The following is a 12,984-nucleotide window of genomic DNA, read 5'->3' on the forward strand; positions in this document are numbered from 1 at the left end:
CGGATGCCGATGCGCCGCACAGGTGGCCCGCGAGCCCCGCAGTTTCTAGAGTGGGGGGATGTCCAACAGCACTTCTCACCCGCTCGACGATCCGGCCGTCGACCCGTTCGAGGTCGCCGCGGCCGCGGCGGCCGACATCGCCCGCCTTTCCGGTGTCGAGCACCACGACATCGCGGTCACCCTCGGGTCGGGCTGGGGCCGCGCCGCCGAGCTCATCGGCGAGGAGACGGCGTCGTTCCCCGCGACCGAGGTCGTCGGCTTCTCGAAGCCCGCTCTCGAGGGTCACGTCGGCACGCTCCGGAGCGTCCGCACCCCCGGCGGCAAGAACGTCCTCGTGATCGGCGCGCGCACCCACTACTACGAGGGCCACGGCGTGCGCCGGGTCGTGCACAGCGTGCGCACGGCGGCCGCCACCGGCGCCACCACGATGATCCTCACGAACGGAGCCGGTGGCATCCGCGAGACGTGGAAGCCGGGACAGCCCGTGCTGATCAGCGATCACATCAACCTCACGGCCGACTCCCCTCTCGAGGGCGCGACCTTCATCGACCTCACCGACCTGTACTCCAAGCGCCTGCGCGACCTGGCGCGATCGATCGACCCGACGCTCGACGAGGGCGTGTACACGCAGTTCCGGGGACCCCACTACGAGACTCCCGCCGAAGTGCAGATGGCGAAGACGATCGGCGGGCACATCGTCGGCATGTCGACGTCGCTGGAGGCGATCGCGGCCCGCCAGGCCGGCATGGAGATCCTCGGCCTCTCGCTCATCACGAACCTGGCCGCAGGCATCCAGAAAACGCCTCTCAGCCACGACGAGGTCCTCGAGGCCGGTCGCGAAGCGGAGCCCGTCATCTCGGCGCTGCTCGCCCGCGTGGTCAACGCATTGTGAGCGAGTACCTCGCCGCGGCCCGCGCCTGGTTGGCGCAGGACCCGGACCCCGTCACCCGCGAGGAGCTCACCGCGCTCATCACCCGCGTCGAAGACGGCGACGACGCGGCAGCCGCCGACCTCGCGGACCGTTTCTCGACGCGCCTGGCCTTCGGGACGGCGGGCCTGCGTGGGACCCTGGGCGCCGGGTCGAACCGCATGAACCGCGTGCTCGTCGCTCAGGCGGCGGCCGGTTTCGCCGCGTACCTCCGCGAGAAGCAGCCGGACGCAACGCCGACCGTCGTCGTCGGGTACGACGGTCGACGCAACTCCGACGTGTTCGCGCGCGACTCGGTCGAGATCTTCGCGGGGGCGGGGCTGCACGCGATCCTCCTGCCGCGTCTGTTGCCCACGCCCGTGCTCGCGTTCGCCGTGCGGCACCTCGGCGCGGATGCCGGCGTCATGGTCACGGCGAGCCACAACCCGCCCGACGACAACGGCTACAAGGTCTACCTCGGCGGTGCTGACGACGGCGCGCAGATCGTCTCGCCCGCCGATGCCGAGATCGCCGCGCACATCCAGCGCGTGGCAGACGACGGCGACGTCACGGTCCTGCCGCGGTCGGTGGGGTACGCCAACGCCCCGGAGTCCGTCGTGGAGGCGTACGTCGCCGCGACCGCCGCCGTCGCCCCGGCGCCGGCGGGCGCGGAGGGGCTCCGCTGGGTCTACACCGCGATGCACGGTGTGGGGTGGGAGACCGTTTCGCGGGTGCTCACTGAGGCCGGCTACCCCGCGCCGGTGGTCGTCGAGGCGCAGATCCAGCCCGACGGGCGCTTCCCCACCGTCGCTTTCCCGAACCCCGAAGAGCCGGGCGCGATGGATCTGGCGTTCGAGACCGCGCGCGCGGCCGACGCCGAACTGGTGATCGCGAACGACCCGGATGCCGATCGCCTCGCGGTCGCGATCCCGGACGCCGAGACCGACGGCGGATGGCGCCGATTGAGCGGCAACGAGATCGGTCTGCTGCTGGGCTGGCGCGCAGCGCGAGCCGCGGCGGCCGCCGGGACGGGCGGAACACTCGCGTGCTCGCTCGTGTCGTCGCCCGGGCTGCAGGCCGTGGCCGAGCACTACGGTCTCGACTTCCGCTCGACGCTCACCGGGTTCAAGTGGATCTCGCGCGCCCCGGGCATCGTCTTCGGCTTCGAGGAGGCGCTGGGTTACCTCGTGAACCCCGACGTCGTGCGCGACAAGGACGGGATCTCGGCCGCGGTCGCTCTTCTGGGCATGGCCGCCGAGGCACGCGGCGAAGGCCGAACCGTCGCCGACCTGCTCCGCGAGTTCCGTGAGACGTTCGGCGCGTTCGCGAGCGACCAGATCTCGGTGCGCGTCAGCGACGTGAGCGAGATCGCCGGGATCATGGCATCCCTCCGCGCCCAACCGCCGTCCGCGGTCGGCGAGGTCGCCGTGTCGAGAATCGACGACCTGATGCGCGGGGTCGACGGGTTGCCCCCGGGCGACGTGCTGCGAATCTGGCTCGAGGACGGCTCGCGCCTCATCGTGCGCCCGAGCGGCACCGAACCGAAGCTCAAGCTCTACCTCGACGTGCAGGCGAGCTCGGCGAAGAAGGCGAACCGGCGTCTGGCCGCACTGCGCGCCGGCGCGGAGGGGTTGCTGGCCGCGCTGCGCTGACCCGTGGCGCACGGTTGTCGCCTCGACGCTCCCGCTCGCGTCGAGGCGACGCCTGTCCCCGTTGTCCCGTGCGAGCGGATCTTCAGAGGCCGTCACCAGGGGGAACGGTCGCTGCCCCGATCACGCTCGGCCGCTCGCCGCTGCGCCGGATGCCCCCACCGTGAGAAGCACGTCGAAGCGTTCGGAGCGCCCCATGCCCAAGCGGGTACGGGCATGGTGCAGGTGCGACTCCACCGTTCTGATCGACAGATGAAGCCGTGACGCGATCTCGCTGTTCGACTCCCCGGAGATCGCCAGGAGAACGATCTCGCGCTCCCGTGCGGTCAGGACCTCCAGGGACCGCGGCGAGAACGAGCCGAGCTGACCGTGAACCCGCTCGAGGAGGACACCCATCCGAGGGAGGTCGAATCTCTGCGCGTACCCGCTCACACGGGCGAGGACGTCGGTCGGACGCATCCCCGCGGCGAGTGCGAGCTCAAGGAACAGGGGAAGCAGGAGCGGCGTCGACCGCTCCGCGGCCGGAAGCTCACGGAGAACACGGCGAAGAGCGGCCTCCGGCGCACCGGCCGCGACCTCGGTCATCGAACGCGCGAGCGCGCGCACGGGCCCGAACGAGCCTCCCGCCCACGAGTCGGGGACCCGTCCGAGACGAACGAGCGCCCCGTTGGCGGCGACGACATCACCCGACATCGCGTACCCGACCACCCGGAGCAGATCTACCCACACCCGCGTGTTCACCGACGGGGTGGCACCCAGATAGCTGATGTTCGCGAAGATCCCATCAGGAGTGCGCTCGAATGCGTCCAGCGCGGCGGCGAGAACGGCGAACGAGGTGACGAGGTCCTGGCGGTCATCCCATCGCGCGGTCAGGAGCCTTTCTCGGACCGAAGCCCGGACGGCGGGGAGGTCATGCCCCAGGGCGATCGACGCGAAGACATGACGGAGATAGATCTCGAGGTTCGGCTCCGCGTCGAGGCCCACGCTCCGCCGACGCTGCTCGAGGAGGGCGACGGCGTCCGCCCCGCGTCCTTGGAGGGCCGTCAACACCGCCGCCGTCGCGTCTCGATACGCGACAGCATCTTCATCGGCGCCCGGCAGCGCCAAGGGAACGCGCAGCGTCGAGAGGTCGACGGACGGATCCGTCATCGCGCGGAAGATCGCCTGTCCGGACCCCAGGATCGTCAGCCACGACGTGTCACCGGGGAACCAGTCTGCCGCGGCGCCGAGACAGTCGCGGAGGGGCGCTCCTCCCTCGTCGAGTGAGACGAGGAGGTGCGCGCCCGTCAGGACGATCAGCTCCGCGTCCTTCCTGTCCGCGGGGGCGGGCAGCTCCGAAAGCACGCGGGTGACAGCGTCCTTCCTTCCCAGCGCGTCGTACGCGAGTGCCTGCGCCAGCAGAGGACGCACCGGCGACTCGCTGTGCTCGGGGTCTGTGAGGACAGCATCGGCGATCGGGATGGCCTCGGCGGGACGTGACGACCGCGCCACCGCCAGCACGGCGGAACGCCGCAGACGCCGCAGCGCCACTCGCGCGTAGTCGTCCTCGGGTTCGGGGGCGTAGCGCGCGCAGAATGCGTCGGCGCGCGGACGCAAGGGCGTGCCGGTGGCGGCCAGCCGCACGAGACCGGCCGCGATGCGTTCTCTCGCCGCGCCCAGAAGCTCGGCGTTCAGGCGATCCTCAGCCACTCGGGCGGCCATCTCGCCGATAATGACCTCCGACCTGTCGGTCGCGGCCGTCAGGACCCCGCGATCGCGCAAAACCGCCAAGGTCTGAGCGGTGACCGTCGCTCGCAGATGCGACAACGGAATCGGCGCGAGCTGCCGCAGAACGGCCAGGACGCATAGCTGCGACTCCGTCAAGGGCGCGAGCATCGTCTGCGTGATGTCGATGATGCGCCCGGGCAGCGGATCGAATCTCGGGTCCAGAGGCATGAGCGCATCCATGCGCTCTGACGCGAAAGCGAAGGCCACGACCTGTTCGATCAGCGCCGGATTTCCGCCGGTGAGGCGGTGCAGCGCGAAATGCCAGGCACCGTCGGCGGGTTCGCGCCCGTAGTGACGGGCACGAAGTGAATCCGCCATCCGCGCCGTATCCCCGAGGTTCAGGGGTCCGAGCGTGATGTTCACGCTGCGGCGATCGGCGGAAAGGGCCTGCAGCGCGGAGAATCGCTCATCCGCCGTCGAGGAAACGGGGCACGTCCGTATGGTGGCGATCAGGCGCGCACCGCGACGAAGCACCGCGTCGACCACTCCCTCGACGAGCGGCGCATCGAAGGCGTCGAGGTCGTCGACGACGACGACGATCCCCTCGTCCGCGGCCCTCGCGATGACAGCGTCCACGCCGGCCGCGTCGGTGACGACCTCGTCCGGCGCCCCTTCAAGGCGACAGACCGCAGAGGACCCCGACCGGCAGACCAACTCCATCGGCGGTCCCGGAAGGGACTCTTCCACCGCACTCAGAAAACGGGTGGTTCCGACTCCGACCGCACCCGCGACGATCACGTTGTTGCCCTGCGCGAGCGCATCGTTCGCCCGCCGGATGAGATCGCTCCGTCCCCAGACACGTTCCGTTCTCACCGAAGCACTTCCTTTACTACTGACTGCCCTGACGGCGCACTCACCCGCAGCACGCACGACTTCACCCCTTCTATCACCCCGTTGCGTTTTCTGTCTGCGGCACTGACATGCGGCACCCGTCACTGAGTCGTCTCCGTATGCGGAGCGCCGAAAGCGGAGCCGACACGAAATCGAATTCCGTGCACCCCACTGATGTGCGAGGCGACCACCGCTCGTAGGTTCCAACCCGTCCGCTCGCCCAAGGGGGGCGTCGAACGCATGCGGATGAGACCAGAGAGATCAGGTACGCAATTGCACACCACACCTACGCGCTCCCGTCGGGGACGCTTGGCTCGCGCTGCCGCGGCAACGGCCGTCGCCATCGCGCTGGCCGTTCCGGCGACGGCGGCTCGCGCCGCCGACGTCGTTTCGCAAGCCAACGGTCGGCTCGTGAGCGCCTCGATCGGCGGCACCAACGTCACGGACGCGATTCTCGCGCTGCGCGGCGCGTCGGCCGTCAACCCGGACGCCAGCGGAGATGTCACCGTCGACCAGCCGCTCGATGCCTCCGCCCTCGCCGGATTGATCGGGATCTCCGCCGGGTCGACGAACCTCTTCGGCGACAACGGCATCATCCAGCTCGGCGGCGTCGGCCAGTACGCGCAAGCCCGCGACGACGGGAGTTCATCTGCGTTCTCCGGCGCTGTCTCCGCCGCTCCCAGCCTCATCGGCGTGGGCACGGTCACTCCGTCGAGCGTCGGCTCGCCGACCGCGAACCAGTCGGCGACCTTCCGCCTCGGGTCGTCGTCGGCACCTGTCGGTATGCAGGTGGATCTCGGTGTGCTGGCCGCCTCGGCCCAGCAAGCGGCGGACGGCACGCAAACCGGTCAGTACGTTCTGTCCGATGCCGGTTTCACCGTCGACGGCACGCTCGTCTCCGGCACGCTCGCCATCGTCAACCCGGCGCTGGACACGCTGATCGCGCTCGCCAACACGAGTGGCGCAGGGCTGACGAACCCCTTCTCGTCGGGCAAGATCGAGCTCACGCTCGACGATCTCACCTCGGCTGCCGGAGTCGCCAGCGTCAACGATCTGCCCCCGGGCACGGACCTGTTGTCCTACGTCCCGCAGGCCGTCGCCGACAAGATCATCAGCCAGGTGAACGGCGTCCTGGATGCCGCGAGCACCCTTGCGACGCAGCTGAAGTCGAACTTCCTCACTGCGGCTGCGGGCATCGCCCTGCAAGCGGCCGTCGACACGGCGAAGGCCACGATCGTCCCCGTGCTGAACGGGATCAGCAACACCCTCGTCACCCCGCTCAGCAACGCATTGACGCAGCTGGCGCAGATGCAGGTCAACGTGCAGTCCACCGGTTCCGACGGATCCTTCACGCAGACCGCACTGCGCCTCGGCCTCGGCCCGTCCGGATCGCTGGCGAGCGTGAACCTCGCCAGCGCGACGGTCGGCCCGAATGCCGGGCAGCTCGCGGTTCCGGTCGCCGGGCCCGAGTCGTTGACGCTCGCCGGCGGCTTCCTCGGTATCGGTGCGCTCGTTCTGGCCGGGATCGCGCTGCGTCGCCGTACCCGCCTGGCATCCGTCCAGGGCTGACGCGATGTACCGCAACGGCGCGATGGGCGGAGGGGCCGCGATTCTCGCGGTCACCGGCTCGACGGCCCCGACGGCGACCCTCGTCGTCGTCGGGGCCGGTGCGGCCGCACTGGGGGCGCTCTTCGCGTGGCGCTCCGTGTGGCTGCGCGGCCACGGCGACGAGGCGTCGGCATCTCGAGAGGCCCAGCAGAACCCGTGAATCCGCTCGACATCCTCTTCTCCCTCTCATTCGTGTTCCTGGTGATGTTCCTGACCTACACCACGCTCATCGTCGTCCCGTTCGCGCGCCGCCGGCGTGCGCGCGGTGGCGACCCCCGCGCCTTCGAGTGGCACGCCTTCATCCCCTGCCGGGACGAGGCGACGGTGATCGCGGAGACGTTGAAGAGGATGCGCGAACGATTCCCGGACGTGCACGTGTGGATCATCGATGACGCGAGCACGGACGGTACCGGCGACATCGTCGCGGCGATCGCCGCCGGCGACTCCTTCGTGCACGCGGTGATCCGCCGTCTTCCCGATGCCCGTACGGGCAAAGGAGCGGCTCTCAACGCCGCCTACGCGCAGCTCACGCAGTGGCGGGCTCTGCGGGGCGAGAGCGGGACCGGGGACGATCGCACCATCGTCGTCGTCCTCGACGCAGATGGATCCCTCGCCCCAAACGCCCTTCGCCAGGCGTCCGGCCCGACCGCCTTCGGCTCGACCGACGTCGGCGCCGTGCAGGTCGCGGTTCGAATGAGCAATAGAGACGACCCCGCCCCTCTGCGGGGCCGGGGTCGTCTCGGGCAGGCGTGGGCGCGCTACCTCGTGCGGATGCAGGACATCGAGTTCCGCACCACGATCGCGGCGATGCAGGTCCTTCGGATGCGCACCGTCTCGGTCGGCCTCGGCGGAAACGGTCAGTTCACCCGTCTGAGCGCGCTCCGCGCGGCATCCTCGGCGCAAGGGGAGCCATGGGGCCACGCACTGCTCGAGGATTACGAAGTCGGGCTCCGCATCATGCTCGCCGGTTACCGCACGGTGTACGCCCACGACACGTGGGTCTCGCAGGAGGCACTCCCGTCTGCGCGTCGGCTCCTCACGCAGCGCACGCGGTGGTGCCAGGGCGGGCTGCAGTGCGCGCGCTATCTCCCGCGGATCTACTCGTCCCGGAACTTCACCAACGCCGGCGCCCTCGAAGCGGCCTATTTCCTCGCGATCCCCTACATCCAGCTCGCCGGCTCGGTGCTGTGGCCGAGCGTGGCCGTGGCGATGCTCGTCTCGGGAGCCCTCGCGCCGGGTGGGATCCTCGGCTGGATCTCCTCGTCCGTGTGGATCGTGCCGCTCTGGGTGCTCACCGGCATCCTGCCGTTCTCGCTCTGGCCGCTCGTGTACGTGCTGCGCGAGGAGCGGCACCCGCTGTGGCGCGCCGCGGTGTGGGGGGTGGGCTACTGGCTGTACATGTATCAGAGTTACGTCTGCGTGATCCGTGCCTTCGGACGCATGCTGACGGGGCGACGCGGGTGGACGAAGACACGCCGTAACGCGGAGGCCGGCCGTCTTCTGCTGGCGGTCGAGTCGTGAGCGTCGCCGCAGCCGCCCGCCGCCCGCGCGCCGGCCGAGCTCGACGCACCATCCTCGTCGCGCTCCTTCTCGCGATCGCTGTGGTGTTGATCGTCGCGGAGGGCGACACACGCCACGCGGAGGCACAGCTCGCGCGTGCCGTCGTCGCCATGATCACCCCCGGTCGCGCCGTGGCGTCGGGCTCGATCGTGTACTTCGGCATCGGAACGCGCGAGGTCACCGGGCTGTCGATCACGACCCTGTGCTCGACGACCGTCCTGGTCGTTCCGCTGGTTCTCCTGTCCGTCGCCGTGCTCGGCGTGACGCGCGCTCGCTCGTCCCGCGTCGGCCTGGGTCTCGCCGTCGGCGTGATCGTCGCGGTGGCCAGCAATGTGATCCGCTTCGGCACCGCCGCGTGGGCGTACAGCGAGTACGGACGAGAGGGCTTCGACCTCGTGCATCGCTACCTGGGGTCGCTCTTCGTCATCGCCGGTTTCATCGCGGCGATCGTCCTCGTCCTGCGCATCGCCCTGCGCGAGTCCTCTCGCACGAGGATCTCGGATGCCGCCCCTCGACGACGCGGGAGGGCACGAGCCGACGATGCCCGCCGCTCGGCCGGAACGGGCGGGCCCACGATCTCGTCTGCGATGGCGAGTGAGGCATCCCCCACCGATCCTCTCGCGGCCCCTCTTCGCCGCGACCGCCACCGCTCCGGCACCCGACCGGGCAGAAAGGACCGCCGATGAGCCGTCCATGGATCGATGTCGTCTACGGCACCCGCCCGGAGGCCGTGAAGTGCGCGCCGCTGGTCGCGGAACTGCGACGACGTGCTTCCGCGCGCACGACCGTCACCGTCACCGGGCAGCACCGGCAGATGGCCGACGAGGTCAACGCCTCGTTCGGGATCACACCCGACGTCGATCTCGATGTCTTCCGCAGCGGCGCGTCGCTCGCGGAGACGTCGTCCGCGATCTTCGGTGCCCTCGCGCACCGCTGGGCGGAGGCCGCGCCGGACGCCGTGGTCGTTCAGGGAGACACCGCCAGCGCAGCGCTCGCGGCGGTCGCGGCATACTACGCGGGGTCACGCGTGATCCACCTCGAGGCGGGGCTGCGATCGGGCGACCTGCGATCGCCTTTCCCCGAGGAGGGCAACCGTCGACTGATCGCCCCCGTGGCCTCGCTCCACCTCGCGCCGACCGACAGCGCGGCCGCGAACCTGCGCGCGGAAGGCGTCGCCCCCGACGACATCGTGGTCACGGGAAACACCGGCATCGATGCCCTCCACTGGCAGAGGACCCACCCGCAGCGTTTCGACGATCCCGCAATGGAAGAGGTCGTGCACGGCTGGGACAGATTGGTGCTGGTGACCGTACATCGTCGCGAGTCGTGGGGAGGACCTCTCGCTCGCGTCGTGGCCGCGGTGGCGGAGACGGTGACAGCGCGATCCGATGTGGTGGCTGTCCTCCCGATGCACCCCAACCCTCGGGTACGTCGCGAGGTCGTCGCCGCCGTCGGCGAAACCGACCGCGTGATCCTGTGCGAACCTTTGCCCTACGCGCAGTTCGGTCGCCTCCTCGCCCGCGCCCACTGTGTCGTCACCGACTCGGGCGGAGTACAGGAAGAAGCGCCCGCGCTCGGCGTGCCTGCCCTGGTGGTCCGCGACACGACCGAACGCGGGGAAGGCGTAGAAGCCGGTGCTGCGCGGCTCATCGGCACGCGCCGGGAGGTGGTCGCCGCCGAATTGGCGGCCCTGCTCGACGATCCCGCCGCTCACGCCCGCATGTCACGCGCCCGGGAGCTGTACGGCGACGGGCGAGCCGCTCCGAGAGCGGCCGACGCGATCGAGCGCCTGCTCGGTCTGGCACGGGCCCACTCGCTGGCGGGCTGACGACAGCCATGGCCTCCCCGAAGGCGCATCCGCCATGGGCGGGAACGCACCGTCGGGCGGATCGGCGCGGCGCACCGACGGGTCACGCGGGCGTCAGCCGTCGATCACCGCGACCAGCTCGTCGAGGAACGCCGTGAAGTCCGTGCCGCGTCGCACGATGCGCTGCACGCTCTCGCGCTCGCTGAACACCTCGACGAACTGCTCGAACACCGTCTGGAACGCCTCGCGGTCGGCCTCGCTGAACGCCACGAGGGCCACGACCTGCACGCGACCCTCGCCCCACGCGATCGAGGGGTCGGCGATGCCGATCGCGATCCGTGTCTGGGTCGCCGTCATCCCCATCGCGTGGGGCACCGCGAGGGCGTCGGTGAACGCCGTCGACGAGATGGCCTCCCGCTCGACGGCCCGGGTGACGTAGTCGTCGTCGATGACCCCTTGGTTCGTCAGCAGCGCGCCCAGGTCCCGGATGACGCCCGCCTCCCCCTCGGCGCCGTCGAGACCGCGCACGAACGCGTCGGGAGAGAAGTAGCGCTCCAGCTCGGCACGCAGACGCGCCAGTCGCCTCCCCCGCCGCACGCGCCCGGCAGCGGCCTGCACGCGCTCGACATCGGTGTCGGTGAGGAACGGCTGGATGCGGACGAACCGGTCGCCGGTGCGGGGAGGGTCGATCGTCGTGAGCACCAGGTCGGTGTCGATGCCCTCCCAGACGGGATCGATGCGCGTCTCGACGCCGACGACCTCGATCGCCTGCCCGAGCGAACGGTCGACGCTGGAGCGCAGCAGCTCGTGCAGTTCGTAGTACCCCGGGCACACGATCGTCGCGGTGAGGAGCTGATCGGCGCGGCGGCTGCGCTCGAGACGCCCGCCGACATGCATCGCGACGTAGGCGATCTCATCATCGAGGATCGGGATGCCCAGCGAATCCTGCAGTCCGGTCGCGATGTACACCGCCACCTCGAAGATCATCGGGTACGTCGACTTCAGCGACCGCGTCAGGGGGTTGCGCGACCACGCCTGCTCACGAGAGCGGTGCAGCAGGTTCTGCACGTGCAGCGCGAGGCGCAGGATGAAGTCCTCGTGCGCGATGTCGACGAGGAACTGGGATGCCGCCGCCTCGACGACCGCGCGAACGGCGGCCTCGACCTCGGGCGACAGGCGGGAACGCACGTCGTCGGCCGCGGGGGCGCCCGGAGCGACGATCCGCGTGAGCACCAGGGTCGCGAGATGACGGAGGTCTCCCTGCCCGAGCTGCACCCCGATGTGCTTGAGGGTCAGACGGTCCAACAGGTCCGCGACCGCAGCCGTGGCATCCGACACGTCCGCACCGGTCGACCCGAGGGCGCGATCGCGGGTGGTCCTGTCCGCGGCGATCGCGATGTGCATGACGACGTCGCCGATGCCGATCTCGTTCACGAAGTAGCCCAGGGCGCCGAGCTCGGCGACCAGCTCGGCCTTGAAGGGACCGAAGGCCCGGGCGCCGACCGACCTCTCGCCGAGCGTTCGCCGCAGCGCGTCGAGGTCGAAGTGCCCGGCATCCATCTCGTCGTGCGCGAGCTTCGACAGCAGGCGGCGCTGCGCGACCTCGGTCCCGCGGAGACGTGCGAGGGATGCCGAGCGCTCGAGCGTCAGCTCGGTCCCGCCGAGCAGTCCCCGGACGCGGGAGAGATCCGCTTCGAGCGTGGCCGCGCTGACGTGCAGGGCGTCGGCCGTCTCGAAGACGTCGATGCCGTCGGCCGAGTCCAGGAGGCGCCGCACCAGGGTGTGGAGGCGATCGCGGGGGGTCCCGGCATCCGATCCCCCGTTCGCCCGCAGCGCGACGGCGGCGTCGCTGCCGGCCCGGTAGCCGAGGGGTCCCGACTCGATCGCGCTCACGCCCCCGACGCGGGCGTTGATCGCGGTCACGTAGGAGCGAACGCTGCGCGGGGTCACCCCGAGGGCGTCCGCCAGGGACGCAGCCGTCGACCACTCCCCGTCGCGCAGCAACAGGGCCAGCAGGCGGTCTTGGCGAGCTTTCGTCGTCACGATCCGTCCTCCGCGCCGCGACCGGTATGGCAGCGCTCCCTCCATCCAACCACGCGACCCGGGTGGCGGCGCGGGCGACCGGCATCCACGTTCCGGGGGGTGGGAAACGAACCTGGTTGTCCGCTGGGAGCGGCTTCCGGACAATCGAGAGGTAAGGAGGCGGGTTCGATGAGGATCCTGGTGGTCTGTGGTGCGGGTGCGTCCAGCACGTTCGTCGCGCAGCGGGTACGCCGCGCGGCCCATGAGCGCGGCCTCGACTACGCCGCCTCCGCGGGAACGCTGCGTTCGCTCCCGATCGACCTCGATGCGTGCGACATCGTCCTCGTCGGTCCGCACCTCGAAGCGGATCTCGACGGAATTGGACGGGATGCCGCGACGCGAGGCGTCCACGTGGTGCTGCTGCCCCCCGACGTCTTCACCGACCTCGACGGCAGCCGCACGCTCGCGCTCGTCCAGGGCTCGCTCGCCCAGGGAACGCTCAGCGCCCGACCGCTTCTGACCCACGAGAAGGAGTGACGCATGCCCCGCCTCACCCGGACGGTCCGCATCGGATCGTCGCACGGCCTCCACGCCCGCCCCGCCAAACTCTTCGCCCAGGCGGCGAAGGAGTCCGGCATCCCCGTGACCATCGCCAAGGACGCGGGGTCGCCGGTGAACGCCGCGAGCATCCTCGGCATCATCGCGCTGGGCCTGGAGTACGGCGACTACGTCACCCTCACCGCCGACGGCGACACCGCCGAGGCCACCATCGACCGCCTCAGCGAACTGCTGACCACCGACCACGACGCCGCGTAAAGACGCCCAGCAAAGGA

At 70.4% G+C, this 12,984-nt stretch carries 11 protein-coding genes; 9 read left to right on the forward strand and 2 right to left on the reverse strand.

Translation table 11 applies throughout. The features are described from left to right. Positions 1–58: 58 nt before the first annotated feature. Together NS283_RS03555 and NS283_RS03560 are read left to right on the forward strand one after the other, a co-directional pair. Positions 59–892: a purine-nucleoside phosphorylase gene (locus NS283_RS03555; RefSeq protein WP_058595501.1), complete on the forward strand. Its 834-nt coding sequence runs from the start codon at positions 59–61 to the stop codon at positions 890–892. Beyond that, positions 889–2,559, forward strand: a complete 1,671-nt coding sequence (locus NS283_RS03560; RefSeq protein ID WP_058595502.1) for a phospho-sugar mutase — start codon at positions 889–891, stop codon at positions 2,557–2,559. Before NS283_RS03555 ends, NS283_RS03560 begins: the two co-directional genes overlap by 4 nt. 120 nt (positions 2,560–2,679) lie before the next feature. On the opposite strand, the gene NS283_RS19170 is transcribed toward NS283_RS03560, so the two are convergent. Next, positions 2,680–4,899, reverse strand: a complete 2,220-nt coding sequence (locus NS283_RS19170; RefSeq protein ID WP_241492180.1) for a helix-turn-helix transcriptional regulator — start codon at positions 4,897–4,899, stop codon at positions 2,680–2,682. 564 nt (positions 4,900–5,463) lie between these two features. Here NS283_RS19170 and NS283_RS03570 point away from each other — a divergent pair. The 5 genes from NS283_RS03570 to wecB are packed head-to-tail and all read left to right on the forward strand — an operon-like array spanning position 5,464 to position 10,150. Beyond that, positions 5,464–6,723, forward strand: a complete 1,260-nt coding sequence (locus NS283_RS03570) for a PVV-CTERM domain-containing choice-of-anchor G protein (protein ID WP_058595504.1) — start codon at positions 5,464–5,466, stop codon at positions 6,721–6,723. Between the two features lie 4 nt (positions 6,724–6,727). After that, a complete protein-coding gene (locus NS283_RS03575; RefSeq protein ID WP_058595505.1) occupies positions 6,728–6,922 on the forward strand; it encodes a hypothetical protein in 195 nt (64 codons plus the stop codon). Continuing rightward, complete coding sequence (locus tag NS283_RS03580) at positions 6,919–8,283, forward strand: glycosyltransferase family 2 protein (protein WP_058595506.1); 1,365 nt, start codon at positions 6,919–6,921, stop codon at positions 8,281–8,283. The genes NS283_RS03575 and NS283_RS03580 overlap by 4 nt, the downstream gene beginning before the upstream one ends. Beyond that, a complete protein-coding gene (gene xrtS, locus NS283_RS03585) occupies positions 8,280–9,008 on the forward strand; it encodes an exosortase S (protein WP_058595507.1) in 729 nt (242 codons plus the stop codon). Before NS283_RS03580 ends, xrtS begins: the two co-directional genes overlap by 4 nt. Next, positions 9,005–10,150, forward strand: coding sequence for a non-hydrolyzing UDP-N-acetylglucosamine 2-epimerase (gene wecB, locus NS283_RS03590; RefSeq protein ID WP_058595508.1), 1,146 nt, complete (start codon positions 9,005–9,007; stop codon positions 10,148–10,150). Before xrtS ends, wecB begins: the two co-directional genes overlap by 4 nt. A gap of 93 nt (positions 10,151–10,243) precedes the next feature. Here the strand turns inward: wecB and NS283_RS03595 are convergent, their stop codons facing one another. Beyond that, positions 10,244–12,172: a BglG family transcription antiterminator gene (locus tag NS283_RS03595; RefSeq protein ID WP_193752625.1), complete on the reverse strand. Its 1,929-nt coding sequence runs from the start codon at positions 12,170–12,172 to the stop codon at positions 10,244–10,246. Between the two features lie 168 nt (positions 12,173–12,340). On the opposite strand from NS283_RS03595, the gene NS283_RS03600 reads away from it, so the two are divergent. Then, the gene (locus tag NS283_RS03600) at positions 12,341–12,688 is read left to right on the forward strand and encodes a PTS sugar transporter subunit IIB (protein WP_058595509.1); all 348 of its coding nucleotides are present in this window, start codon (positions 12,341–12,343) and stop codon (positions 12,686–12,688) included. A 3-nt stretch (positions 12,689–12,691) separates the two neighbouring features. After that, complete coding sequence (locus tag NS283_RS03605; protein ID WP_013583700.1) at positions 12,692–12,967, forward strand: HPr family phosphocarrier protein; 276 nt, start codon at positions 12,692–12,694, stop codon at positions 12,965–12,967. The last annotated feature ends 17 nt before the right edge of the window (positions 12,968–12,984 follow it).

This window comes from Microbacterium testaceum (genome assembly GCF_001476285.1).
Taxonomy (GTDB): domain Bacteria; phylum Actinomycetota; class Actinomycetes; order Actinomycetales; family Microbacteriaceae; genus Microbacterium; species Microbacterium testaceum_B.

Coding starts and splice junctions, on each gene's coding strand:
- NS283_RS03555 (WP_058595501.1), top strand. CDS start 59: ATGTCCAACAGCACTTCTCACCCGCTCGACGATCCGGCCGTCGACCCG.
- NS283_RS03575 (WP_058595505.1), top strand. CDS start 6,728: ATGTACCGCAACGGCGCGATGGGCGGAGGGGCCGCGATTCTCGCGGTC.
- wecB (WP_058595508.1), top strand. CDS start 9,005: ATGAGCCGTCCATGGATCGATGTCGTCTACGGCACCCGCCCGGAGGCC.
- NS283_RS03605 (WP_013583700.1), top strand. CDS start 12,692: ATGCCCCGCCTCACCCGGACGGTCCGCATCGGATCGTCGCACGGCCTC.
- NS283_RS03600 (WP_058595509.1), top strand. CDS start 12,341: ATGAGGATCCTGGTGGTCTGTGGTGCGGGTGCGTCCAGCACGTTCGTC.